Annotated in this window: 21 protein-coding genes; 10 read left to right on the forward strand and 11 right to left on the reverse strand. The window is 35.5% G+C overall.

All coding sequences use genetic code 11. The features are described from left to right. Positions 1-17: 17 nt before the first annotated feature. Together C8N37_RS06775 and C8N37_RS06780 are read right to left on the reverse strand one after the other, a co-directional pair. Positions 18-908 carry a GLPGLI family protein gene (locus C8N37_RS06775; protein ID WP_108158195.1) on the reverse strand — a complete coding sequence of 297 codons (891 nt, stop codon included), beginning with the start codon at positions 906-908 and terminating at the stop codon, positions 18-20. Beyond that, complete coding sequence (locus C8N37_RS06780; protein WP_108158196.1) at positions 901-3,570, reverse strand: outer membrane beta-barrel protein; 2,670 nt, start codon at positions 3,568-3,570, stop codon at positions 901-903. The genes C8N37_RS06775 and C8N37_RS06780 overlap by 8 nt, the downstream gene beginning before the upstream one ends. Before the next feature lie 193 nt (positions 3,571-3,763). On the opposite strand from C8N37_RS06780, the gene C8N37_RS06785 reads away from it, so the two are divergent. The 3 genes from C8N37_RS06785 to C8N37_RS06795 all read left to right on the forward strand — a co-directional run bounded on the left by C8N37_RS06785 (position 3,764) and on the right by C8N37_RS06795 (position 6,222). Then, positions 3,764-4,120 carry an MmcQ/YjbR family DNA-binding protein gene (locus tag C8N37_RS06785; RefSeq protein ID WP_108158197.1) on the forward strand — a complete coding sequence of 119 codons (357 nt, stop codon included), beginning with the start codon at positions 3,764-3,766 and terminating at the stop codon, positions 4,118-4,120. Between the two features lie 153 nt (positions 4,121-4,273). After that, complete coding sequence (locus C8N37_RS06790) at positions 4,274-5,416, forward strand: PCMD domain-containing protein (RefSeq protein WP_108158198.1); 1,143 nt, start codon at positions 4,274-4,276, stop codon at positions 5,414-5,416. Between the two features lie 29 nt (positions 5,417-5,445). Continuing rightward, entirely contained in the window at positions 5,446-6,222 is a 777-nt protein-coding gene (locus tag C8N37_RS06795) for a porin family protein (protein ID WP_108158427.1), read from the forward strand. Positions 6,223-6,383: 161 nt separating this feature from the next. Here C8N37_RS06795 and C8N37_RS06800 read toward each other — a convergent pair whose 3' ends face one another. Further along, positions 6,384-7,346 carry an isopenicillin N synthase family dioxygenase gene (locus tag C8N37_RS06800; RefSeq protein ID WP_108158199.1) on the reverse strand — a complete coding sequence of 321 codons (963 nt, stop codon included), beginning with the start codon at positions 7,344-7,346 and terminating at the stop codon, positions 6,384-6,386. 288 nt (positions 7,347-7,634) lie between these two features. Between C8N37_RS06800 and C8N37_RS06805 the strand changes: the two genes are divergently transcribed. From C8N37_RS06805 to C8N37_RS06835, 7 genes are all read left to right on the forward strand, one after another. Then, complete coding sequence (locus C8N37_RS06805) at positions 7,635-8,084, forward strand: MarR family winged helix-turn-helix transcriptional regulator (RefSeq protein ID WP_094773212.1); 450 nt, start codon at positions 7,635-7,637, stop codon at positions 8,082-8,084. Between the two features lie 36 nt (positions 8,085-8,120). Further along, complete coding sequence (locus C8N37_RS06810) at positions 8,121-10,547, forward strand: 3-hydroxyacyl-CoA dehydrogenase/enoyl-CoA hydratase family protein (RefSeq protein WP_108158200.1); 2,427 nt, start codon at positions 8,121-8,123, stop codon at positions 10,545-10,547. Between the two features lie 27 nt (positions 10,548-10,574). Then, entirely contained in the window at positions 10,575-11,750 is a 1,176-nt protein-coding gene (locus tag C8N37_RS06815) for an acetyl-CoA C-acyltransferase (RefSeq protein ID WP_108158201.1), read from the forward strand. 223 nt (positions 11,751-11,973) lie between these two features. Then, complete coding sequence (locus C8N37_RS06820) at positions 11,974-13,752, forward strand: acyl-CoA dehydrogenase family protein (RefSeq protein ID WP_108158202.1); 1,779 nt, start codon at positions 11,974-11,976, stop codon at positions 13,750-13,752. Between the two features lie 136 nt (positions 13,753-13,888). Next, positions 13,889-15,145: a YeiH family protein gene (locus C8N37_RS06825; protein ID WP_108158203.1), complete on the forward strand. Its 1,257-nt coding sequence runs from the start codon at positions 13,889-13,891 to the stop codon at positions 15,143-15,145. Positions 15,146-15,450: 305 nt separating this feature from the next. After that, on the forward strand, positions 15,451-15,987 hold the full coding sequence (locus C8N37_RS06830) for an RNA polymerase sigma factor (RefSeq protein ID WP_108158428.1): 537 nt from the start codon (positions 15,451-15,453) through the stop codon (positions 15,985-15,987). Position 15,988: 1 nt separating this feature from the next. Further along, on the forward strand, positions 15,989-16,693 hold the full coding sequence (locus tag C8N37_RS06835; RefSeq protein ID WP_186812811.1) for a hypothetical protein: 705 nt from the start codon (positions 15,989-15,991) through the stop codon (positions 16,691-16,693). On the opposite strand, the gene C8N37_RS06840 is transcribed toward C8N37_RS06835, so the two are convergent. From C8N37_RS06840 to C8N37_RS06880, 8 genes are all read right to left on the reverse strand, one after another. Then, complete coding sequence (locus C8N37_RS06840; protein ID WP_108158204.1) at positions 16,690-17,904, reverse strand: carboxypeptidase-like regulatory domain-containing protein; 1,215 nt, start codon at positions 17,902-17,904, stop codon at positions 16,690-16,692. The two genes, C8N37_RS06835 and C8N37_RS06840, sit on opposite strands and share 4 nt — an antisense overlap. Positions 17,905-18,063: 159 nt before the next feature. Beyond that, a complete protein-coding gene (locus C8N37_RS06845) occupies positions 18,064-18,630 on the reverse strand; it encodes a nitroreductase family protein (RefSeq protein WP_108158205.1) in 567 nt (188 codons plus the stop codon). 45 nt (positions 18,631-18,675) lie between these two features. Beyond that, positions 18,676-19,935 carry a peptidase T gene (gene pepT / locus C8N37_RS06850; RefSeq protein ID WP_108158206.1) on the reverse strand — a complete coding sequence of 420 codons (1,260 nt, stop codon included), beginning with the start codon at positions 19,933-19,935 and terminating at the stop codon, positions 18,676-18,678. Positions 19,936-20,487: 552 nt separating this feature from the next. Then, positions 20,488-21,291, reverse strand: coding sequence for a DUF4197 domain-containing protein (locus C8N37_RS06860; RefSeq protein WP_108158208.1), 804 nt, complete (start codon positions 21,289-21,291; stop codon positions 20,488-20,490). A 192-nt stretch (positions 21,292-21,483) separates the two neighbouring features. Beyond that, entirely contained in the window at positions 21,484-22,320 is an 837-nt protein-coding gene (locus C8N37_RS06865) for an endonuclease/exonuclease/phosphatase family protein (RefSeq protein ID WP_108158209.1), read from the reverse strand. A gap of 185 nt (positions 22,321-22,505) precedes the next feature. Continuing rightward, entirely contained in the window at positions 22,506-23,270 is a 765-nt protein-coding gene (locus tag C8N37_RS06870; protein WP_108158210.1) for a glycerophosphodiester phosphodiesterase, read from the reverse strand. A 347-nt stretch (positions 23,271-23,617) separates the two neighbouring features. Further along, complete coding sequence (locus C8N37_RS06875) at positions 23,618-24,265, reverse strand: HD domain-containing protein (protein WP_108158211.1); 648 nt, start codon at positions 24,263-24,265, stop codon at positions 23,618-23,620. Next, entirely contained in the window at positions 24,258-25,439 is a 1,182-nt protein-coding gene (locus C8N37_RS06880; RefSeq protein ID WP_108158212.1) for a THUMP domain-containing class I SAM-dependent RNA methyltransferase, read from the reverse strand. Before C8N37_RS06880 ends, C8N37_RS06875 begins: the two co-directional genes overlap by 8 nt. Between the last annotated feature and the right edge of the window lie 11 nt (positions 25,440-25,450).

Here is a 25,450-nt window from a genome sequence, read left to right on the forward strand (position 1 = left end):
AATATTAGAACAGATTATTAGTAAATAATCTGTTCTAATATTTGTCTTCTTTGTTCAGATTCATTGCCTCCTCTACCTCTAAATATACTGCCAGAAAGCAATTTAAAAAATTCATTAGCGGTCATTTCCTTTGCTTTTTTATCTCTCCAAGAATTTGAAATTCCATCATTGGTAAACTTGACTTCGGTAGCCCAATAATTAATATGCATTTCAGGAATGACAAGTCCTAGTATCATACCTGGCAATCCGTTAGTTAGGACTGGACCGGCAGATACCGGAATCTCTTCTGAGTAAAATGCAATGAGGTATAACGAATCTTTTGTTGCTCCATTGACACGCCTACATTCATAACCAGCAATGGTTCTAAATTCATCCGTGAATCGCCAAGTAACTTGTTGAAGACTGTCCTTAATCAGGATTTTTTCATCTATTTGTAATTGGACCTCTGAAATTCTGGATTTTAGATTTTGAACATATATTTTATCGCCCATTTTATTGTTTCCTCTCATCATTCCTCCCATACGATTACCGCCTGTATTATTATTTCTTGGTGATCCACCTGTACCACCTCGAGAACCTCCGCTTGAGGAGCGACCACCTTTTGTAATGCTAGGAGCTGTCATTGTTGATTTTACTGGTGTACCCATATCGATAGGAGACATTACAGTTTGAGTTTCATCAAACTGTAATAGGAAGTTTGATGTCGAACTTTCGGGCATCTCGTCGATATTTCCCATATACATCATCCCCCTATTACCTCCATGTTTTGCCATTAGATCTCGCATTCGTGCTTTCGTGTACACGACTTTCTCATATTGGATGCTTCCTTTCGTTGCAAAGTATGCATGTTGAGCAAATGAGTCTAGACCCAGCAACAAAAGGATAAAACTTATTAATAATCTAATCATTTTTCTTTCCTAAGTTTTTGTTAAAATCCCATTTCAATCCCACCATAAAATACTGCGTCAGGAGCTGTTGCTGTGATTCAGAAAAATTACTGCTATCAAATGATCGATTGATGGTATTGAAAGTTTTAAAAATATCAAAAGCTTTTAAGCTCAATTGAAGATTATTACTCATCAATTTTTTATTCAATTCAAGGTTCATATAAAATTGATGAATAGCCTTTGTGAACACTTTATTTTTGCCTGTATAACCATAGTTTACCACCTGTACCAAATCAAACTTATAAGGCAGGAAATATTTAATGTCAGTATTGAGATTTGTTCTTAAGCTGTTGTTATTTAATTCAGGTTTTAAAAGAGTTTCTTGTCGATCTATACCGATATTAGTAAAGAAATTAAAATCAATCACTTTAGAATTTTGCTTATTTAATCCAAAGCCTATATTCGCATTGTAATTCTTAGAATTGTTCAATTCACCATTGATAAAATCGTAACTATTACCATAACTTAGGTTCGCGTTTGGATTGAATTGAAGTAAATTATTGAACAGTGGTTTACTATACCCTGAATACACTCGGGCAGACCAATTGATTTTATCTTTTATATTTTCATAATTACTAGTCGTAACGCCAAGTGTATCGAGCACTCTTTTGTTTGCAATCGGGTTATGTGTGGTACTAATTCCTGCGTTTATATTGAAACTTGAACTTCTCAAAATACTAAAGCTGTTAAAGTTGAAATTGTAAGAGTTTTCGGTCGATTTCTTTAAATTAGGATTTCCCAATTGTATAAATAACGGATTGGTTAATGGTTGTAAAGATTGCAATTGTCCAAAGGTCGGGATTTTATTGGAAGTGCTATAGCTGACCATCAAATTTTTATTTAATGTCAATTTATAATTGATGTTCATATTCAGGTTATTGTCCCAAAAATTACGTTTTAGGTCAAGATCGCGATAAGTATCGATTAATTTTTGGTTTTTATAGCTTATGGTATTTGAAATATTGACGTTGATCTTGTCTTTGAGGTTATAGTTGATTTGGATATTAGCCCCTTGATTGAAATTTCTATTTTCTTCATTTTTCGAATATAGAGAATCCAATGTCTTATATTCCCCAAAACCATCTCCATTATATGAGTTATTAAGACTTTTAGAAATATTGGTATTCATCGTATATCCTAAGGTCAGATACAAATCTTGAAACAATTTTTCATTAAGATTTAAAGATGCGCCGATTCGATTGTTCGTACTGGAGTTTACACGTTGTTGATCTAATACCACACTATCAACTAGGTTTTCTCTATAATAATTGGTTGTAGAGTTTACCTGTGCAATAGATTTATTTTGCGATAGTTGGGTGTTAAATTGTGCATTTAATGATCTACCGTTGTTATTTAATCTTCTTCTATAATTAATACGAAAATCTGCATTATCGTTATTGCCTTTAGAATTGTTTCTTTCTTTAAAGGTATTGGTTAATGTAGTGTCGTTATTGGTGATACTGCGATTTGAAGTACTTGTACTTTGGGAATTTGATTTACCCGCATTAAATTGAACATCCAAATTCTGAATCGAATCAATTTTGAATCTAACTTGTGTTCGAAAATGATTATTTTTAGTATCATCGTCTGAAGCGCTGCTTCCTGTTGTTTCCCGAGTTTTGTAAGGGAAAACCTCTTTACTATAAGATTCTCTTTCATTAGAAGAGCTATTGTTGCTAAAATTGTAACTAGAGTTTAAAGACAATCTTTTCTTCAGAAATACATTATCATAATTGACACCAATATTTTTATACTCAGGTTTACCTTGGATGCTCGAATTGGATCTAATCCGGGAATCATTTTCTCCACCCATATTATTCCAATTACCAGTCAATCCAATACGTTCAGCCTTATTGAATTTGGCGGCAAATAATGCTGCGTCAAATAAACCTTTTGTTCCAATAGCAGCATTTGCATTCCCAAAAATTCCCTTTCGCGCTTCTTCTTTTAATACCACATTGACGGTTTTGATACGTACTCCATCGTCGACCCCAGTTAATTCTGCCTCGTCAGACTTCTTTTCATAGACTTGTACCTTATCGATAGCATCTGCACGGACATTTCGAATGGCAATTTTAGGATCATAACCAAAGAACTCTTCACCATCGATTAAGACTTTAGATACCGTTTTTCCTTGCGCTGTGATCGTTCCATCTGAAGAAACGGTCATCCCAGGTAATCTTCTTAATAAATCTTCGAGCTTAGCATTTTTTTCAGTTTCAAAACTTCCGGCATTATACTCTATCGTATCGCCTTTTATTTTTATCGGTAATTTTTGTGTGATTACAACCTCCTCAAGAACATGAGCCCTAGAACTGATTTTAATATCATGTAAATCTATTTTTGCATCTTCTACTGTTATGAGATCACTAAATAATTCAAATTTTGGATAAGTGATCAGGACACGATAAGATCCTCTTTCCAGTTGCGGAATAGTAAAGTTGCCTTGCTCATTTGTTCGGGTGAAAACTTTCAATATGGAATCCTGTGCAGATAGTAAAATCACAGAAGCATTCATGAGCGGTTTGTTTTCTCCTTTATCTAATACCTGACCTGTTATGGCGGATTGACCGTAGCTTAATGTTGTACAAAAAAATAAAAGGAGAAAAAGTATCCTGTTCATAACGGTATTTAGGTGAAGTTATGCCGCAAATATAGAATATAAAGTGGTTCTTAATATTTCTGTAATCAGAATGTTATACAAACAAACGACTATTAACAATAATTAACAATATACGTGTTTTTTGAACCTGTAGGTGACTATATCATAGTTTATAAATAATAAATATTTCTTAGCTTTAAAAAAAATCGCCTTTATGAATATCGAAGAGCTACGTGAATATTGTATATCTAAGCCTGCAGTTACAGAAGAGCTTCCTTTTGGTCCAGATACTTTGGTTTTTAAAGTTGCTGCTAAGGTTTTCCTCTTGGTTGGTTTAGGTCAATCGGACAGTTTGTCGTTCAATGTCAAATGTGATCCAGAATATGCGATTACATTGAGGCAGGAGTATGTACATACCGTTTTTCCGGGTTATCATATGAATAAAAAGCATTGGAACACCTTGCATGCAAATCGCGAATTGACTGACCAGAAGTTAATAGAACTGATTGACCACAGTTATAACTTGGTTATCGCATCATTGCCTAAAAAGATAAGGGAAAATCTATTCTGATAGTTGATTTTCCTTTGATTGTCAAGTTTTCGAGACAATAGCTATTTTTAGCATATCAAATCCATGTTGTTTGATGCACAATCTTACCTTTGTACCACGTTAATAATTCTCAAAATACATTAACGATATTTTACACTAAAATATTAATTTATTATGGAACAAAAACGAATTCTATCGTTTATGATTTGTATTGTGCTGCTTTTTGGATTGAATAGCTGTATTAAAGATGAAGCCCTCAATACAGAGGCTGATGTAGAGCAAGCGAGTATTCTTAACGGGGATTTAGTCCTTAGTACAGCACCTTCTATTGGTAATAATACGATTATTTTTAAGTTAAAACGCTTTTCGGGAAGTTATAGGCATGCACCTGAATTTGTGGTAACAACAGGGGCGACCATCTTACCTGAAAGCGGTACAGAACTTGATTTTTCAGTACCGCAGCAATATACTGTTACTTCGCAAGATGGTGCATGGTCAAAAACGTATACGGTTTCATTTTTGCTAGATGAAGGAGCAGATTTTTATGCTGCTTTTGAAAATGCACAAATTGTGGACTCCGACAATCCTGTCGGTCATTATCATCAGTTTTTTGAATTGACAGCAAAAGGTCAGAAAAACTTTATATGGGAAACTGCAAATGAAGGCTATAATATTCTTGCTGGAACGCTAGTGGGAGAGGATGAAGATTTAGTACCCTCTTTTTACCCTACTTCACAAGTTACAGATGGTTATCTTGGTCAGGCTGCTAAATTGATTACGAAGGATACCGGTCCATTAGGCGGGATGTTCGGTTCGCCATTGGCAGCAGGTAATTTGTTCGTTGGAGAGTTTAAGTTGACTTTCCCTACCGTGAACTCTACTCGATTTGGCATTCCTTATAATAGCGATACAGCTCCAGTTTCATTAAAAGGTTTCTTTAAATATAAAGCCGGTGAAAAGTTTGTAGCAAACACAAAACCATCACAGCTTACTAAAGATACTTGGGATGGATATGCAATTTTGTTTGAAAAATCACCTGGACTAGATCATAATTTTTTAACAGGAACTCATGGTTTTAAAGATGCTCGTATTGTAAGCGTGGCTCGTATCGGAGCGCAACAACAAATTGAGACCGATAAATGGACTGCATTTGAAGTACCTTTTTCATTTGTGAATGGTAAATCTTTTGATCCTTCGAAAGAATATATGTACACCATTGTGTTTAGCTCAAGTAAAGAAGGAGATATGTTCAATGGAGCTGTGGGTAGTACCTTGTATATTGATGAAGTGGAGCTTGTCACAAATCAAATCAAATAATCATGCACATAAATAAGAAAACGACTTTAATGAAAAGAATACTTTATCTGGTAGCTATTTGTTTAATGGCTATTCCATATGCCCAAGCGCAAGATAGCTCATCTAACCAGAATACAAATTTTTTTAATACAAATATGGATTACGCGGTACAGGCGCAATTCAGTATCGGAGGGAGTAGTCCATTGGGGATACCTCGAGAGATACGTAAGATTAAAAGCTTCAATCCAGGTTTTAGTTTTGGCCTGGAAGCAAATGCTACCAAGTGGATACAAGAAAATGGTAAATGGGGAGTGCGTTTAGGAATTCGTTTTGAAGAAAAAGGAATGAAGACAAATGCACAGGTTAAGAATTATCTCACCGAAGTAGTAAAAGATAATTCAAAAGTAAGAGGATATTATACGGGTCAGGTACAAACAGATGTGAGTAATACTTATTTTACTTTACCTGTATTAGCTGTTCTCCAACTTTCGGATAAGTGGAATTTGTATGGAGGACTCTATTTCTCTAGATTGATGGACAATACATTTGATGGATATGTGTCTGATGGTTATTTAAGACAAAATACACCAACAGGAACGAAGATATCTTTTGAAGATGGGAACCAGGCTGCATATGATTTTTCGGAGAATGTTCGAAAATTTCAATGGGGTACTCAACTAGGAGCAGAATGGAAGATGAATAAACATTTTAAATTATTGACTGATGTTACTTATGGATTCAATAATATTTTAGAAAAGGATTTCAATTCGATCGATTTCAGCATGCATAATATTTACCTCAATGTAGGTTTTGGTTATTCTTTTTAGGAACAGTTTTTCTAATTAATAATTGTTGACAGCAATACAAAATTTGGTAGAGTCATCTGAAATAAAAAATGCCTGTTAATTACTCGACAGGCATTTTTTATACATTTCATTAGAAGTAAGTCTTATCTAAGAAAGGCTTCTATGATTTTGTTTTGATCGCATTACATTTTTAAACCAATTTCTCTTAATCGCTCATCTAAATATTCTCCTGCAGTATAATTTGGATAAGCTTTTGGATACTTGTCACTGATACATGAATCAAGAGAAGCTAAACTCATCGATGACTTAGGGTGTAAGAAGAAAGGGATGGAGAAACGTGAGGTGCCCATCAGTTCAATTGGAGGGTTTACCACACGGTGGGTCGTAGATTTTAATTTATTATTCGTCAAGCGTTGCAACATATCTCCAACATTGATTACGATATCTTCACCTTTCGCTTTGATCGGGAACCATTCGCCATCTTTTGTCATTACTTCAAGACCATCAGCACTAGCTCCAATTAATAATGTGATTAAATTGATATCTTCATGTGCTCCTGCGCGAACAGCATCAGGTGCTAATTCTTCAGGATTTTGAATAGGAAAATAATGTATAGCTCTTAAAATCGAGTTACCATTGATAACAAATTTTTCAAAATAATCTTCTTCTAAATCTAAGTAGGTAGCAATTGCTTTTAACAATTTACGACCTGTATCTTCTAGTTTTTTGTATACTTCTGCAGTAATGCTATTAAACCTAGGTAATTCAGCTACTTCAGGGTTGTCCGGAAAGTCAGTTTTACTATATTCTTCACCAACGATCGTTTGCCCTCTTTGCCAAAATTCTTTCAAATCTGGAGTCGTCGAATCTTTTGCTTTTTCACGACCCTTCGTTGTATAACCTCTTTGTCCTGCAAGTTCGGGGAACTCATATTTCAACTTGATCTCCGTCGGCAAAGAAAAGAATGCTGGTACGACTTGATACAACTCGTCGATTAGCTCTTTTGATAGACCATGATTAGCAATGGTAACGAAACCAGTTTCGTTAAAAGCTTTTCCAATGTCTTGGATAAATTGATTGCGTAATTCTGCTTTACCTTCAGTGAAGTTTAGCAAGTCAAGTCTCGGAATATTAACTAAAGCCATACGTTTATGTTTGTTTGTACAAAGGTAACCGAATTAATTTTGAATATAAAAGTGTAAATGTGAATAACTGATAGTGGTTTTTACTTAAGTTGTTGTATTTTAGTGTTTAAAAGTTTTCCACATTTTGATAAAAGTACTTTTCTGACATTTTAAGTAGTATTTCACTCCCTTAATCAGATACTATCCAATTCTGTCAAATATTATTTAAAAAATTAGTATTAACTGTTTGAAATCTAAAAAAAATAAATTAGATTTGTTATGCTTGCATAGTAAATAACAAAGCGGATTATGAGTCAAAATAAAACTATCGATTATTTTTTAAAAACAGGTTGGCAGACGATTGCTAATAAGTATAATCAAATTGCTACACAATATGGTTTTACACAAGCTGCTGGCTATATTTTAATAAATATTCATAAAGAAGGCACTCCAGTGTCACAAATAGCTAATTTAACAGGAGTGAAAACAACCAGTTTGTCTCGTGTGTTAAATAATTTAGAGAAGCTAGGATTTATTTATAGAGAAGCAAGTGCATCTGATAAACGATCAGTCAAAGTTTATCTAACAGAATTAGGCAAAGAAAAAAGAGAAGTTGCAAAAAATGTCGTGCGTAATTTTAATCAATATTTGGAAGAGAATTTATCGGAGAAAGAACGAGTACAATTGATGAAATCTTTGACCAAATTAAATGAATTAGCAACTGCGTATCAAGAAGAAAATAGTACCATCGATCAATAATAGACAACCATTATTGATAATAAAACAATTAAATAAATGAGTAGAAACATTAGAAAAGTAGCAGTATTAGGTTCTGGAGTAATGGGCTCTAGAATCGCTTGCCATTTTGCTAACATTGGTGCGGAAGTATTACTCTTGGACATTGCTCCAAAAGAATTACTACCAGCTGAGACAGCAAAAGGACTTACTTTGGAAAGTAAGATCGTGCGCAATCGAATTGTCAATCAGTCTTTAGAAACGGCTGTCAAATCTAATCCATCTCCTATTTATAGTAAATCTTTTGTAAAAAGGATTTCAACAGGAAATTTTGATGATAATATGTCAGAGATCGATTCTTGTGATTGGATTATTGAGGTTGTCGTGGAAAGACTGGATATTAAAAAATCTGTATTTGAACGTGTCGAGCAATACCGTAAACCGGGTACTTTAATTACATCAAATACTTCAGGTATCCCTATACATTTAATGGCAGAAGGTCGTTCTGAAGATTTTAAAGATCATTTTTGCGGGACCCACTTTTTCAATCCACCACGTTATTTACAATTATTAGAAATCATTCCTACTCCACATACCAAACCAGAAGTTGTTGATTTTTTATTACAATTTGGAGATAAAATATTAGGTAAAACGGTTGTATTATGTAAAGATACTCCGGCATTTATCGGTAATAGGGTAGGTGTTTATTCAATGTTAGCTTTGACACATTTAGTTGAACCGCTAGGTTTGACTGTGGAAGAAGTTGATAAATACACTGGACCAGCAATGGGGCATCCGAAATCGGCAACTTTCCGAACAGCTGATGTTGTTGGTTTGGATACTTTAGTAAATGTTGCCAATGGACTTGCTCAAAATGCTCCCGATGATGAAGCCAAAGGTGTTTTTCAATTACCATCTTTTATAACCAAAATGGTTGAAAACAAATGGTTAGGTGAAAAAACTAAAAAAGGATTCTATGAAAAAGTAAAAGATGCATCTGGAAATTCGGAGATTCAATCTTTAAATCTGAAAACACTAGAATTTGGAACACAAGGAAAAGTAAAATCAGCTACTCTTGAAGCGACAAAGCAGGTCGAAGATATTCGCAAGCGAATGAAGGTATATGAACAAGGTAAAGATAAAGCAGGAGAATTATTTCGTGCCATGCATTACCCTTTATTTGAATATGTTTCCAATCGTGTGCCTGAGATTACAGATGATTTTTTTCGTATTGATGATGCCATGCGCGCCGGATTTGGCTGGGAGATAGGTCCTTTTGAAGTCTGGGATGCCTTAGGAGTTAGAGAGACTATTGAGAAAATAAAATTAGAAGAAAAGCGCCTCCCGGGTCAACGTGGAGAAGTAGCACCATGGGTTCATGATATGTTGGCTAATGGTTGCGAGTCATTTTATAAAATTGAAAATGGTGTTCGTCACTATTATGATATTACATCCACGTCATATAAACCTATTCCAGGAACAGAAGATCTGATTGTTTTAGATCACATCCGCGATAGTAAGACCATTTGGAAAAATTCAGGAGTTACTATTATTGATTTAGGAGATGGTATTATCAATTGCGAATTTCACACCAAGATGAATACCATAGGTGGAGATGTTATTCAGGGAGTCAATAAAGCAATTGATTTGGCTGAAAAAGAATATCGTGGATTGGTCATTTCTAATGAAGGGAAGAACTTTTCCGCAGGAGCAAATATAGGGATGATCTTCATGATGGCCGCTGAGCAAGATTACGACGAACTCAATATGGCTGTCCGTGCCTTCCAAAACACCTCAATGCGTCTCCGCTATTCTTCCATTCCAGTAGTGGTAGCTCCATTTCAGATGACGTTAGGTGGAGGATGTGAATTCTCTATGCATGCTGATTTTGTGCAGGCACATGCCGAAACCTATATGGGCTTAGTCGAGTTTGGTGTTGGTGTAATACCAGGAGGTGGCGGTACTAAAGAATTTGCTTTGCGTGCCTCAGATGAATATAAAGACGATCAGATTGTTCAAAACACATTAAAAGATCGCTTCTTGACCATTGGTACAGCAAAAGTGTCAACTTCTGCCGTTGAAGCTTACGAACTAGGTTATTTACAACAAGGTAAATATGCAATCACGATGAATAAAGCAAGGCTCATTGCTGACGCTAAAGAAAAAGCCTTAGAATTGGCTAATGCCGGATATATTCAACCTGCTCATCGGACAGATATTAAAGTGTTGGGAAAACAAGGTTTAGGTATTGTATATGTAGGAGCAAGTTCAATGCGGGCAGGTAATTATATCTCAGATCATGATAAAAAGATTTCAGAGAAATTAGGAACTGTTTTATGTGGAGGCGAATTGTCTGAACCAACGGAAGTGTCTGAGCAATATTTGCTCGATCTCGAGCGTAAAGCTTTCTTAGAATTATGTGCCGAACGCAAAACACTGGAACGTATCCAATTTATGTTAACAAAAGGGAAACCGTTGCGAAATTAAACTATAAATCTCACATCTAAAAAAATTATGGAAGCATATATTGTAGCAGGATATCGTACAGCAGTAGGGAAAGCTCCTCGTGGAGGATTTCGCTTTATGCGTGCAGATGATTTGGCCGCGGATGTAATCAAACATTTGGTCGCATCAGTTCCAAATTTAAATAAAGAAGAAATTGACGATGTAATCGTTGGTAATGCAATGCCAGAAGCAGAACAAGGATTAAACGTAGGACGTTTAATCTCCTTGATGGGCTTGGAGACAGATAAAGTTCCGGGAGTGACTGTGAATCGTTATTGTGCCTCAGGATTGGAGACCATAGCTACGGCAGTAGCAAAAATAAAAGCTGGTATGGCCGATTGTATTATTGCTGGAGGTGTTGAAGTGATGTCAGGAATGCCCTTTGGAGGATGGAAAATTGTTCCTAACCCACAGGTAGCCAGAGAAAACCCAGATTGGTATTGGGGAATGGGACTCACCGCTGAAGCAGTCGCCAAAGAGTATCATGTATCACGAGAAGATCAAGATGCATTTTCCTTAAAGTCGCATCAAAAAGCAATTCAAGCAATCAAAAATGGACACTTAAAAGATGGTATAGTTCCGATCACAGTAAAAGAAAACTATCTGAAAGATGGAAAAAAACTAGAAACAAGAGAATATATTGTCGATACAGACGAAGGTCCTCGTGCGGATTCTTCTATTGAAGCATTATCCAAATTACGTCCTGTTTTTGCTGCTGATGGTGTTGTCACTGCTGGTAATTCATCCCAAACTTCAGACGGAGCCGCTTTTGTCTTGGTCGTTTCAGAGAAAAAATTGAAAGAATTAAATCTAAAGCCTATCGCACGTCTAGTGAGTTATGCAGTGGCAGGTGTTCCACCAAGAATTATGGGTATAGGACCTATTTATGCCATACCAAAAGCCTTGGAAATGGCAGGATTGAAGAAAGAAGATATAGATCTATTTGAATTGAATGAAGCATTTGCCTCACAATCTTTAGCAGTTATCCGCGAATTAGGGTTAGATGAAGAAAAGGTCAATGTCAATGGTGGTGCAATAGCATTGGGGCATCCACTTGGCTGTACTGGAGCAAAATTAACTGTTCAGGTATTGAATGAGCTGAAGCGTAGAAATAAAAAATATGGTATGGTAACTATGTGTGTAGGAACTGGACAGGGAGCCGCAGGTATTTTCGAATTACTGTAGCTCTAAAATCAATATAGCTGTCATGCGCATCTTGAAATTATGTTTCAAAATGCACATGCAGCTGCTAGTTCAAGATGGATTGGGTTATAAGTTCTCATCATCGTTTCAAATAAGTTATTGATAGGATAAGTAAACTTCAACAAGAGTAATAACATTTTTTAAACCATAGAAGCAAAGAAAGAGGATCATGTTCTTTGACCTTTGCTCTTTAATCAGAAAAATTATGAGTAACACAATTAAAGGCGGAGAATTTGTAATCAAAGAAACCTCTTATAACGATATTTTTATACCAGAAGAATTTGACGAAGAAGCTAAGATGATCCGTCAGACCTGTATTGACTTTTTAGATACAGAAGTTTTAAACAAATTGGACCGTATCGATGCTCAAGAAGAGGGGTTGATGCCGAGTTTGATGGATAAAGCGGGTGCACTAGGTATGCTAGGTGTATCCATTCCAGAAGAATACGGTGGCTTTGGCAAAAATTTTAATACTTCGATGCTGGTAGCAGATGCAGTAGGAGGAGGCTTCTCTTTCGCTGTAGCATTATCCGCACATACAGGTATAGGTACACTTCCTATTTTATATTATGGTAATGCAGATCAAAAAGCAAAGTATATTCCTAAATTGGCTACAGGAGAGTGGAAAGCTTCTTATTGTTTAACAGAACCTAATTCGGGTTCAGATGCCAATTCGGGCCGTACATCAGCAAAATTAAATGCTGCAGGTACGCACTATGTCATCAATGGGCAAAAGATGTGGATTACAAACGGTGGTTTTGCAGACATTTTTATTGTCTTTGCAAAAATCGATGATGATAAGAATTTGAGTGCTTTTATTGTAGAGAAAGATTTCGGGGGCATTAGTATGAATCCGGAAGAACATAAATTAGGGATTAAAGGATCTTCTACCCGTCAAGTTTTTTTCAACGATTGTGAGGTTCCTGTTGAAAATATGTTATCCGAGCGTGAGAATGGATTTAAAATTGCCGTTAATATCCTTAACATAGGTCGTATAAAATTAGGAGCAGCAACGATTGGTTCATCTCGAATGGTGATTACACAAGCTGTTAAATATGCCAATGAACGTGTTCAGTTTAATTTGCCTATCTCAAAATTTGGAGCTATCCGCTATAAGTTAGCAGAAATGGCCACTCGCTTATTTGCTACTGAATCAGCAGCATATCGTGCCGGACAGAATATTGATGATGCTTACGAAACTTTAGTTTCTGGAGGTATGGATGAAGCGAAAGCAAAATTAAAATCTGTAGAGCAGTTTGCTATTGAGTGTGCTATTATTAAAGTATGGTGTTCGGAGATGTTAGATTATGTTGTCGATGAGGGGGTACAAATTTATGGAGGAATGGGATATTCAGCTGAAGCTCCTATGGAACGAGCTTATCGTGACTCCCGGATCAATCGTATTTTTGAAGGTACAAATGAAGTAAACCGATTATTGGTCGTTGATATGCTCTTGAAACGTGCTATGAAAGGTGAAATAGATCTAATGGGACCAGCAACAGCTGTTGCCTCAGAATTGTTGGCAATCCCTGATTTTGGACAAGAAGATGAAACAGCGTTTGCAGCAGAGAAAAAAATTATAGCTAATCTTAAAAAAGCAGGATTGTTAATCGCTGGTGCTGCGGTTCAAAAATTAATGATGTCCTTATCTAAGGAACAGGAGATTTTAATGAATATCGCTGATGTGATTGGATATGTATATATTGCTGAATCCGCTTTGCTAAGAGCAGAGAAATTGTATCATACAAAAGGACCAGAGGCAAGTGCTGATGCTACCGATATGGCTAAGATTTACTTGTACTCAACGATCGATAAAGTTAATGTAGCAGCTAAAGAAGCATTGAACTCTTTTGCTGAAGGTGATGAATTGAAAATGATGTTAGTTGGACTGCGCCGTTTTACGAAGTCAGAACCGTTTAATGTGAAAGATGCGCGTCAACGTATTGCCAAGAAATTGATCGATGCTAATAAATATTGTTTTTAGGTTTAACATGTGATTATAGGTTTGAAAGCCGCGGTCTTTGTACCACGGCTTTTTTATTTGGTAACTTTTTCGTTTAGTTGTTGCCCACAAGGATAATATTTCTAAATTTGAGATTTCAATATTAAAACCTATTTTCATGTCATCTTCGAAATCATTCTCCTTAGCTGAGGATTGGGTAGTTGTTATCTTAGGGTTAGGAATTGTTTTCTTAGCTATCTTTGGAGTTATTGTACCCCAACCTAGTTTTAGCTGGAGCAATTTCTCAGAACTTAAAGATCTTGTACTTTCAAGTCATAATCTGCAAGCAATTGCCACCCAGTTTGTACTTGTTTTTATAGTTGCTATTCTAGGAGCAGCCTTGTTAGGTAAATCTCTCAAAAATTTATTGGTCGTATTTCCTACCGTTTATGTATTGACTATGCTTGCCTTACTCTTCGCGGGAAATTCATGGGTAAAGGAGTATAATCTAGAAGCTGTTATTTTTAGTTTGGCTATAGGATTAGTAATCAGCAATTTTTTTAAACTTCCAGATTGGTTTAAGAGTGCATTAAATACAGAGCTTTATGTCAAGATAGGTCTAATTCTACTCGGCACTACGGTCATTTTTGGAGATATATTGAAAGCTGGTTCTTTGGGACTGATTCAAGCATTAGTAGTCGTGATATCGGTTTGGTATTTTGCTTTTTGGGTTTGTAAAAAACTCAAAATTGATAAAGAAATGTCTTTGATGTTGTCTAGTGCTGTATCCATTTGTGGTGTTTCAGCTGCTATTGCGACCTCAGGAGCAATCAAAGGAGATAGTAAAAAACTTTCCTATGTCATTTCACTTGTGTTGATCACCGCTATTCCAATGATGATTTTCATGCCATATCTAGCTGAGCAGATGGGATTGTCACAGCAAGTTACTGGAGCATGGCTAGGGGGATCCATTGATACCTCTGGTGCTGTAGCAGCTTCGGGTAGTCTAGTTGGAGAAGAAGCGTTAAAAATAAGTACAATAGTAAAATTCTCCCAAAATGTTTTGCTAGGGATTGCTGCATTTGCCATTAGTGTTTATTGGAGTTATTCCAAATCTGTTGATGATGAAACCAAAAAAGAAAAACCAACATTGAAAATTATTTGGGAAAGATTCCCAAAGTTTGTGCTCGGTTTTATTTTTGCATCCCTGCTTTTCTCTTTTTTTATCTCACCCGAAACCAATGCCGAGATTAAAGGAAGTTTGAAATTTATTCAAGGACTTTGGTTTACTTTGGCATTTACATCCATTGGTTTAGAAACAAATTTTAAAGATTTATTTCAGCAAGATAATAAAAAGCCACTGTATGCATTTTTGATAGCGCAAACTTTTAATGTAATTGTTACGCTCATTATTGCACTCCTGTTATTTCAATAAGTTAGTTAAGAAGTAGTTTTTAAGGCTTATATACATTAAGATCTTAAAATCACCTCAACTTATTCAAATTCTTGCTGAATCTCCATCAATAGGTTTGTTGAAAAAAGAAATATGAACAATTTTTTAAAAATGAAGATCAAAACTAGAATGATTTATCATCGTTGTTTTAAAGTATAGCTTGTGTAAGTTGCATAGTGTGATCACTTACTAGTCAGATTAGATACCAATCATCTTGAATATTTTCTTGATTTTTTTATGGAATTATGTATCTTCAAGCATCAATTTATCAAAGTAATATCCCAAGCATGAGTGAAAAGGAATTATTAATACAATATCGTACAACAGGAGATTTGGATCTTTTGGGGAAATTGTATGCTCCTTATATGTCATTATTGTATGGGGTATGTTTTAAGTATTTGCAAGATGCAGATAAAAGTCAAGATGCTGTGATGCAAATTTTTGAAGAGTTGATTCGAAAATTGCGTATTCATGAAGTTGATAATTTTAAAAGCTGGCTATATACCTTTTCGAAAAATTTCTGTTTGATGCAGTTACGCAAAGGAAAAGCAACACAGTATGTTGATATCGATGAGCAAGTTGCAATTGGCAATGATTATTTAGATGAATCAGATCCTAAAGAATGGAGTGAGAGTCAATTTGAAAAATTAGAAAGTTGCATGTTGACTTTAAAACCTGAACAGGAGCGTTGTATCCGTTTGTTTTACTTGGAACAAAAGTGTTATAAAGATATTGTGACTTTGACAGGCCTCGACATGAATCAAGTGAAAAGCTATATTCAGAATGGAAAGCGAAATCTGAAAATTTGTATGGAGAATAAGTAAAATGGAAAATAATTATCAATTATCCAGAATTCAGAACTACATCAGTGGTTTGATGAATAAAGAGGAAATGTTTCAATTAGAAAAAGAAGCATTGGAAGATCCTTTTTTGCAGGATGCCATTGAAGGTTATCGCATGCAAAAGGGAGTAGATGTGCGACAATTGAGTTTATTGCAGCAGAGACTAAACCGTCGCGTTGAACAAACTAAATCTACACGTAATGCCCAGTTTTACACTTGGCAACGATTGGCTATTGGATCTGCTGCAGGAGTCATTTTTGTCGTGCTGATTGCATTTATCTATTTTAGAAATTTTACTTCGCACACCAGTCGCACAACTGAGGTAGAATTAATCAACCCAGAAAATAAGATTGCTATCGAACCAGTGTTAACTGGTGGAGATGCCTCTCCGATAGGAGGATGGAATGAATTTGAACAGTACCTGCAAAAAAACACACAGGTAAAGGATCTGGGTGGAAAGGTTGTAGTTGAATTTAGTGTTGATAAAAATGGAAAACTCACGAATTTTATTTTTGGTGGACAGCCAAATGAAACCTTAAAGAAAGAAGTATTAAGGTTGATCGAGCAGGGGCCTAAATGGCAAGGTAATCAAGGAAAATTAATTATTCTTTTTCCTATTGATGAGTATAATTTCAGTCAGGTCATAAAACCGCCACACTGCTTCGGTATAGAAGAACAAGCAAACTAATTATTTTCATTATAGTCGAAAGGAAGTAAGTTTCCGACTTTAGAATACCAAGCAAAGAATCCTTCCATTAGCCACTCTGTGGAAGGGGAATAATTGCCCATTTCATTTATCGAAATAGACAGATCTCCAGTTAATTTTAAGCGGGTAGATTCATCGTAGGCATTATGATATTGAAAATAATCAGAATCGATTGTTTCGTTTTTATTCCATATATAAAGGTAATTATCATGTTTAATTTCTTTTAAATCGTTATCCATATTTCCAGTTTCCAGATCTGCTTCTTTATAGTGCTTCCCTAAAACATCATAATATTCTGGCTGGCGCATTATATTCCGATATTTAGTTACCGTATCTTGTTTTATTTTAGATTGCAAGATGTAAAATGTACTCCAATTGCCTTCATAACTTTTATTTACCAGATTTGTAATGGCCATTAATCTTTCATGGGCGGCTTTTCTTTCCATATTTTGCTTTTTGATGAGTTCACGGACTTCATAACCATCTTTTGACCATTCATGTCGGTAAGTACTTCTGATAAAGCGCATCATAGAAAACTTGTATGCAGTTTTCCTATTTTGTTTCATCTTTTTGATCACCCTTTTATAGTCCTTAAAATAACTAAATCCTTCAAATTGGATGGTGTTTTCGGAAAAACTAGAGCGAAAACTAATCAGGTCATATGAAATATAATATCCCAATTCTTTATTATCGATTTGTATCGGTTCATGAGCAATAACAGTTAATGTTTTCGACGATTTGTTGTATCTAAATCGGATAACTTCGGGATTTATTATTTTTGTTTTTAATGCAAACTTACTAGTACCAATAAAAACTTCTGTGAAATATTTACCCCATTTTGTCCAACCATCTTTTTCAAAAGGAATCACAGTTACTTCATCCAGTGTCGTTATCTTGCGATTTAAGAATACAGTTACTTTATCATAGTTTGTATTATTGATAGTTATGGAAGCGGGGTCGTATCCGATATTTGAAATGATTAATTCTTGATTCCGGATGACCTTCTGTGAAAGCTGAAAACTACCATCTTTAGCACTGCTAGTCGCTGATGAAGAATTATTGATGTAAACGGTAGCGCCATGGATGGGTTGTTTAGTCTCTCGATCCAAAACAATTCCTTTCACCAAGCTTTGTGCAAAGCTTGGTGAAAAAGAGATCAAGCTCCATAACAATATGGCGATAATAATTTTCATTAAATGAATTTACGAATATATCGTAGATAACAAAAAGAATTTTCAAAAAATTACTATGAACAATGAAATAATCGTTAGGCTACACCTATTTCCTAAATCTAGTCCATAAAAAAAGATCGACCTATTAGTCGATCTTTCTATATATTAAATTTTTTAATTTTATTCTTCCCAACGGATTTTGTCAGCAATAGGGGATCGAATAGGTTCTCTAGCTTCCGTTTCGTGGTGGCCTAAATAGAATAACCCGATGCATTTTTGATGTTCTTCCAACTGTAGGAAGTTTCCTAAATGATTGATGAGCCCCGGAGTTGCCCAATATCCACCTAAGCCCAAGGAATGTGCTGCTAGCCACATATTCTCAATAGCACAGGATGTAGCAGCCAATTCTTCCCATTCAGGCACATCGCCAGTATAATTAACGATTAATGCAATAGCAACTTTTGATTGTGTAGCTTTCTCACCCATGGTTATTTCTGTTTTCTCCATGTATTTTTCCGGAGGGGTCAACGTTTTATAAATACGAGAAAGTTCCATTCCCAAGCGAACTAATCCTTCACCTTTAAAGATCGTGAAACGCCAAGGTTGTGTTCTTTTGTGGGTAGGTGCTGCGTTGGCAGCCTCTAAGATGGTTAAGATATCTTCTTTATTAACTTCTTGATCTGTAAAATTAGCTTGGAAAACAGATCTTCGACTCTGTATCGCTTTTAAAACTTCGTTTGATTGCATATATTTTATTTTCTTAAACTCATTATAGGAGTATGAAGTTATTTATTATTTTTCTTCCCAAAGAGCGGCAACATGTAAGATTGTTAAAACTGCTTTTTGCATATCTTGTTCCGATACCCACTCTTGTTTTCCATGGAAGGCATGTCCACCTGCGAAAATATTAGGACATGGCAATCCCATAAAAGATAAGCGTGAGCCATCGGTACCACCACGGATACTTCTGCGTTCTGCTTGCATACCCGTTCTCGTAATTGCCTCTATCCCGATTTCCATGATTTGAGGAAATTGATCCAAGATCTCTTTCATATTGCGGTATTGCTCTTTTACCTCAAAGGTATAGCTGCAGTTTGGATATTGTTCAATGATATTTTTCGCGATAGATTCCAATTCCGCTTCATGTTTTTCTAGATTTGCGGTTTTGTGATCTCGGATGATGAAGTGGATTTCTGCCTTTTCAACTGTACCAGAGATATTTGTAGGGTGTACAAATCCATCTTTCTTGTTAGTACTTTCTGGAGAAAGGCGATCTTGAGGCAAAGCAGCTACAACTGCACTCGCAATCTTTATAGCACTTTGCATTTTTCCTTTAGCAAATCCTGGATGTACTGAAACACCATGAATAGTCAATATGGCCCCATCGGCTGAAAATGTTTCATCTTCTATCGTTCCAGCTTTCTCACCATCCATCGTATAAGCAAAGTCTGCAGCTAGTCGTTTCAAATCGGCCTTATCAACCCCTCTTCCAATTTCTTCGTCAGGGGTAAATAAAATTTTAATATCACCATGCTTGATTTCTGGATGTTGCATGAATAATCGAGTAGCATCCATGATTTCAGCAATTCCTGCTTTATCATCAGCACCCAATAAGGTCTTACCACTTGCGGTGATGATGTTATTGCCAATTTGATTAGCTAAATCAGGATGTTCAGCATATTTGATTATGATGTTATTGTCATCTGGTAACACCAGATCCTGACCTTGGTAGTTGCGATGAACTAAAGGCTTTACATCTTTACCCGAAGAGTCAGGAGAAGTATCCATATGCGAACAGAAGCATATCGTCGGTACTTTTTTGTCTGTATTAGAAGGTATAGTTGCATAGATATAACCATTATCATCCATTGCAGCATCCGCAACACCTAAAGCTAACAACTCTTCTACAAGCAATCTGCCTAGATTTTTTTGTTTCTCTGTGGAAGGACAAGTCGGTGAACTTGCATCTGATTGTGTATCTATTTGAACATAACGTTGAAATCTTTCAGATACTGAAAAATCGTTGATGTTGTTGATCTCGAAGTTACTCATATACTTTTATTTCATTAATGTGATCGTACTATACAAAATTACAAAAAATGTAACCATTAGCGAATTTTGACTTTTATAGTTTAACATTTGTTAAATCATAATTTATTTTGTAAATTCATAAAACTTAAATTTTGATTTTCAGTATGTTGCGTTTGTTAAGAGCAATGTTTCTTCTCCTTCTTATTGTTCAGTTATTTTTACTCTTTAGTATGGATGATTCCTATCGGGAATTGGTTTATATCGGTCAATTGATTTACGTATTCATTCCATTGTGGGCATTTGTGGCACCAAAGAATCGAAAGTTTCTGAAAAAATCTTTTCAGATATATGTGATTTTTTGCGGTCTTTATTATGTTTTCTTTGCCCTGGTGTTGATGGCAAAACATGTACAAATAACACCCTATTTTGGTGCAAATTTACTCGTAAAGTCTATTCTGCTTATGATTGGACTCGTCAGTATATATCAGTATAAAAATTGGTCTAGACTGTTCTTCAGTTATATTAATCAAAGAAATTTAAAAATGTAAGCAGAACATCGTGTTCTGCTCCATTTTACTTTTGATTATCCGCCCAGCCAAATACTTTTGACAATAAATCTGTACTTCTAGATCCACCAATATTTTCTCTGATTTGCAGTTCTTGATCTGCTACTTTTACAAATAAGCCATCAATTGCTTTTTGTGTCACGTAACTCGTTAAATTAGTCTCTACTTTTTTTGAAAATGGAAGATTATTATACGCACTAGTCAATTGATTCCAATATCCAGATACATTATTGGCACCCATCGCTTTGTCGATAACAGGTGAAAATTTTGAAGTTAATTCATTAGATGTATTCGTTTTGAAAAATGTTGTCGCCGCATTTTGATTTCCACTTAATAAGATATTGTAAGCATCTGTTATGGTCATTTTTGATAATGAATTAGCAAAAACAGAACCCGCTTCACTTACTGCCGTTTCTGCAGCTCTATTCATACTGCTTATAAATTGATCACACAAAGAACCCATACCGACAGCTCGCAGTGCTTTTTCAACTTTTTGAGCCTCAGATGGCATTAATATTTTAACAGCAGCATCACCCAAAAAACCATCCTTTACAGACAAAATATTTACACTATTTGTCAAGCCCTTGCTCAATGCTTCTTTAACACCTGACGTGGCTTCTTTTTTAGTAATATTTATTGGAGCGTTTGCTGTAGTTGTTTTAGTAGTTGTACTATCTGTGGATTTTTTATTTTGATCAGTTATAGCACTTAAGCTTTTTTTTAATTTCGAAAGCCCCTTTGATTGTGCTTGAGTATGAGTAGCAAATAATAACCCTGATGCAATCAAGGCATATGATAAGATATTTTTCATGTCTATTTTTTTTGTAAACTTACAAATTAGAACCTGAAACGTGTCAAACGTTTAATAAGGAGACTTATTATTTATACTAACGCTTAGCCTTAATCATCTGGAGTTATCCTATATGTGCCTTTAACAGGAAGGATAAGTAGCTATTAAAGTATCAAATTGTGCCAGTTCTTAAGCTGACACAATTTAAGTTATTTATAATATCAGATCAACTGCCACAGGAAAGTGATCCGAAGGAAATTTTCCTCGATAAGTATCCGTTAGGATCGCGTAGTCCAAAACTTTTATTTGGGGCACAACAAAGATATGGTCAATCCGTTCTTTTGGTTTGATACTTTTACCCCAACCATTAAAAGAAGAGCTAGGTTCGTAACGACGTGGGCTTGCAGTGTAACTGTCAACAACTGTTTTACTGTTCGCCAAAGTGAAATAGGCTTCATTATGTTCATCAACATTAAAATCTCCAGTTAAGATTAATGGAAGGTTCCCTGCCAACTCTTTTGCTTTGGCCAAGATTAATTTAGCGCTTTCTTTTCTCGCTTCTATACCTACATGGTCAAAGTGGGTATTCATAAAAATAAATGATTTTCCACTTTTTTTATCTTTCAAGACCGCCCAAGTACAGATCCGTGGTAACGCGGCATCCCATCCTTTATTAGGTTGCTTGGTATCAGTTGCTGACAACCAAAAAGTACCACTCTTTTTCGCTTCAAAGCGATTTTTATTATAAAAGATGGAAGAGTGTTCTCCTTTTTCGGCGCCGTCATCACGACCTACACCTACAGACTGAAAATCCGGTAGACGATCCTGTAAGTCCTTTACTTGCTCTATAAACGCCTCCTGTATTCCAAAAATTTCAAACTGATGATATTTGATCAGATTGGCAACAGCATCTTTACGTTCATCCCACATATTTCCGATATCATGATCATTTTTCTGTCTGATATTATAGGTAGCTACCCGCATTTGTTGTGCGATGGAATAGGATAAACCAGTAATTAAGATAAAGAATGTAAAAATAAGTTTTTTCATTAGCATATAATTTTAGGCGTGTAAAGGTTAGAGGTACTTATAAACTCTTTACACGAGGGTTATTATTTAGAAGTTGAGGTTAGGGCATTATAATTTGCCTTTGTCCTTTTTTTAGCAAAGAAATGATCATAGTCATTATCCATTATTATTTGGAAGCTAATGGCTATGATCGTCTCCACCAAGTACTACTTCAGTAAAGTCTTTAATAATTCAGGCTCGTTGGTCGTGATATAATCAATCTTTTGGTCAAGTAGTGATTTCATATCAGATTCCGCGTTGACTGTCCAAGCATTAGTGGTTAATTTCAATGCCTTTGCCTCTTGCAACCAAGTTGGATGTTTAGTAAAGACACTCAGGTGATAGTCGATTCCTGTCAACCCATCTTTTTTGATTTGATCAGGAGCAATATCACCATTTAAATAGGATACTTTAGCTTTCGGGTCTAATTCATGTATCTTTTTACAGGCATCATAACTGAACGCGATATATTCCGTTACTTTTTCAGCTTTTAGTTCTTTTACTAATGCAACAGCCTTTTCAGTAGCTTCCAGCGTGCGCTCTAAGCCCAATTTGTTTGTTTTCAGTTCTAATATTAATTTTAGTCCCTTAAGTTTTAAACCTGCTTTAATGAATTCTTCAAGCGTAGGGATTTTTTCACCATTTGGATGTGTCTTAGCCAATAAATCTTGATATGTGGATGTTGCTATATCAATTCCATAAAAATCGTTGTCATGATTGACCACAAGGACATTATCTTTTGTTAAATGGACATCATACTCAGAGCCCCAAAGATTCAGATCTTTAGCTGCCTTTAAAGACGCGATCGAGTTCTCTGGTAATTTAGTGTTTTTAAATGCTCCACGATGAGCAATAATTTTGGTTTGTGCTGTTAATTCGGAAATTCCCATAACGGCCATAGCGGCAAGGATTACTAAAACTTTTTTTTTCATCAGATATATTACTTCGTGAGCTCGTAAGCTCGGTTTGTGACTTAAAAAGAAACGATCATGTGTCTTTTATCTATCTAGACCTTTAAGCTCGATAGGCTCATGATGGTTTCATGCTATAAACTCATTCGACTATTGCCATAACGTTAAATCATTCGCCATTAATTATATATTAAACAGATTTTTTAATTTAAAATCTCTCCAATTTCTGGTGAAGACTATTATTTTGTTGATTTTTAGCAAACTAAATTTAAACAAAAAAAATGGTACCTAGATAATGATCAATCAATCATCTAAAGTACCATTTTTTTATAATCTCCTAATTAAGGAAATATTAAGTTTTATGTATCTTATCTTTTACCTTCCCACTCCGCGTAAAACTCGTCTAAAAAAGAAAGCATAAATTCATGTCTTTTTTCGGCAATTGCTTGAGCAGCTTTTGTATTCATTTTATCCTTTAGCAATAAAAGTTTTTCATGAAAATGATTGATTGTAGGTGCTTCAGAATGTTTGTAACTTTCTTTATCCTGATATTCTTGAACAGCAATATTAGGATTGTACATTTCTCTGTTTTTGTGTCCACCATAATTAAACGCTCTGGCGACACCAATTGCACCGATTGCATCTAGTCGATCAGCGTCTTGAACGATTTCAAGCTCCTTTGAATGAAAAGCGATTTCTCCCAGACTTGCTTTGAAAGACATATTTAAAATAATCTTTTGAACATGGTCAATCACCTCTTTATCCAGATCTAAGGATGATAAAAATTCACCGGCAACACGGGGACCAATGGATTCATCTCCATCGTGGAATTTACTATCCGCGATATCATGAAGCAGAGCAGCTAATTCACAAATTTGGTAATCCGCTTCTTCTGTTTGAAGAATTAATTTTGTGTTGTTCCATACGCGTTGGATATGAGACCAATCATGACCAGATTCAGCAAATTTTAATCTGTCCTGTACAAATGCAACCGTACTTTCAATAATCTTATTCATAAATTACTTTTGGTTTTTCGCGAGTTCCCTCGTACAATTCGTATTCTAATAGACGACAATCCAGTTTACCGTTATAAAATTCTACCTTTCTGGAAGCTCTTAATCCAATTTTCTTTGCAAGATCAGGATTTCCAGTAAAAATATAACCTCTATAACCCTTGCAGTTTTGTTTTAGAAAGTCACCTACACGTTTATATGTTAATTCCAGTTGACTATGATTACCAAGGCGTTCACCATATTCTGGGTTAAATATAGCAATTCCTTTTTCTTCTTGTGGTACAGTTGTCTCTGCAAAATCACAAACTTGAAAATCAATCAGCTGATCTACACCTGCTGTCTTGGCATTCATGATCGCAATATCTACTGCCTGCTGCGAAAGATCCGAAGCTACAATTTTTGGATTTGCTTTTTTGTTGACCTGTTCTTTCAGATTTCTTCTTTCTTGAAAAAATACCTCTTCGTCATATCCAATAAAGTGCATGAACGAATAGTTCATACGGTAAAGGCCCGGACGACGATTGGTCGCGATCAATGCCGCTTCGATTGCCAAAGTACCTGAACCGCACATTGGATTGACAAAAGACGACTGACCATCCCATTTAGAAGCTAAAATTGTGCCAGCAGCTAATGCTTCTAACATTGGAGCTTTTCCTGGATGTTTACGGTAGCCATGCTTTGCTAATGTTTCACCAGATGAATCGATGAAAACCTCGGCACGATCATCTTTCCAATATAAATGTACCACAGCTTTATTACTGTCAGAACCTGAATTAGGACGAATGTCTTTCTTTTCTTTGATACGATCTACAATAGCATCTTTGACCTTCAAATTTGCGAATAATGGCGTAGTGATCGTTTCATTATCCACATTCGAAGTCACAGAGAAATATCCATCAAAAGCAATCAGTTCTTCCCATGCGATGTTTTTCAATTCATCGTATAGTTCTTGAGGGTTTGATGCTTTAAATTCTTTGATAGAATATAAAATCTGCGAAGCCGTACGCAAGTTTAAATTTAATTTAATCGTTTCATTCAAGGTGTTAAATAATTCTACACCAGTAGAGAATGAACGTTTGATCTCGAAGCCAAGTTCTTCGACTTCTTGTTGCAAATAAGGAGAAAGTCTCTTATTGCAAGTGATGATGATTTTATTGGGGGTGTTGAAAACTTCCATAATATTTGTAC

It is taken from the genome of Sphingobacterium faecium, assembly GCF_003054045.1.
Lineage (GTDB): Bacteria > Bacteroidota > Bacteroidia > Sphingobacteriales > Sphingobacteriaceae > Sphingobacterium > Sphingobacterium faecium.

What these genes read in the sequence shown, in the direction of transcription:
- C8N37_RS06825 (WP_108158203.1), top strand. Translation starts at nt 13,889, where the DNA reads ATGTCATCTTCGAAATCATTCTCCTTAGCTGAGGATTGGGTAGTTGTT.
- C8N37_RS06880 (WP_108158212.1), bottom strand. Translation starts at nt 25,439, where the DNA reads ATGGAAGTTTTCAACACCCCCAATAAAATCATCATCACTTGCAATAAG.
- C8N37_RS06860 (WP_108158208.1), bottom strand. Translation starts at nt 21,291, where the DNA reads ATGAAAAATATCTTATCATATGCCTTGATTGCATCAGGGTTATTATTT.
- C8N37_RS06835 (WP_186812811.1), top strand. Translation starts at nt 15,989, where the DNA reads ATGGAAAATAATTATCAATTATCCAGAATTCAGAACTACATCAGTGGT.
- C8N37_RS06840 (WP_108158204.1), bottom strand. Translation starts at nt 17,904, where the DNA reads ATGAAAATTATTATCGCCATATTGTTATGGAGCTTGATCTCTTTTTCA.
- pepT (WP_108158206.1), bottom strand. Translation starts at nt 19,935, where the DNA reads ATGAGTAACTTCGAGATCAACAACATCAACGATTTTTCAGTATCTGAA.
- C8N37_RS06830 (WP_108158428.1), top strand. Translation starts at nt 15,451, where the DNA reads ATGAGTGAAAAGGAATTATTAATACAATATCGTACAACAGGAGATTTG.
- C8N37_RS06865 (WP_108158209.1), bottom strand. Translation starts at nt 22,320, where the DNA reads ATGAAAAAACTTATTTTTACATTCTTTATCTTAATTACTGGTTTATCC.
- C8N37_RS06780 (WP_108158196.1), bottom strand. Translation starts at nt 3,570, where the DNA reads ATGAACAGGATACTTTTTCTCCTTTTATTTTTTTGTACAACATTAAGC.
- C8N37_RS06810 (WP_108158200.1), top strand. Translation starts at nt 8,121, where the DNA reads ATGAGTAGAAACATTAGAAAAGTAGCAGTATTAGGTTCTGGAGTAATG.
- C8N37_RS06845 (WP_108158205.1), bottom strand. Translation starts at nt 18,630, where the DNA reads ATGCAATCAAACGAAGTTTTAAAAGCGATACAGAGTCGAAGATCTGTT.
- C8N37_RS06805 (WP_094773212.1), top strand. Translation starts at nt 7,635, where the DNA reads ATGAGTCAAAATAAAACTATCGATTATTTTTTAAAAACAGGTTGGCAG.
- C8N37_RS06870 (WP_108158210.1), bottom strand. Translation starts at nt 23,270, where the DNA reads ATGAAAAAAAAAGTTTTAGTAATCCTTGCCGCTATGGCCGTTATGGGA.
- C8N37_RS06800 (WP_108158199.1), bottom strand. Translation starts at nt 7,346, where the DNA reads ATGGCTTTAGTTAATATTCCGAGACTTGACTTGCTAAACTTCACTGAA.
- C8N37_RS06875 (WP_108158211.1), bottom strand. Translation starts at nt 24,265, where the DNA reads ATGAATAAGATTATTGAAAGTACGGTTGCATTTGTACAGGACAGATTA.
- C8N37_RS06815 (WP_108158201.1), top strand. Translation starts at nt 10,575, where the DNA reads ATGGAAGCATATATTGTAGCAGGATATCGTACAGCAGTAGGGAAAGCT.
- C8N37_RS06775 (WP_108158195.1), bottom strand. Translation starts at nt 908, where the DNA reads ATGATTAGATTATTAATAAGTTTTATCCTTTTGTTGCTGGGTCTAGAC.
- C8N37_RS06785 (WP_108158197.1), top strand. Translation starts at nt 3,764, where the DNA reads ATGAATATCGAAGAGCTACGTGAATATTGTATATCTAAGCCTGCAGTT.
- C8N37_RS06790 (WP_108158198.1), top strand. Translation starts at nt 4,274, where the DNA reads ATGGAACAAAAACGAATTCTATCGTTTATGATTTGTATTGTGCTGCTT.
- C8N37_RS06820 (WP_108158202.1), top strand. Translation starts at nt 11,974, where the DNA reads ATGAGTAACACAATTAAAGGCGGAGAATTTGTAATCAAAGAAACCTCT.
- C8N37_RS06795 (WP_108158427.1), top strand. Translation starts at nt 5,446, where the DNA reads ATGAAAAGAATACTTTATCTGGTAGCTATTTGTTTAATGGCTATTCCA.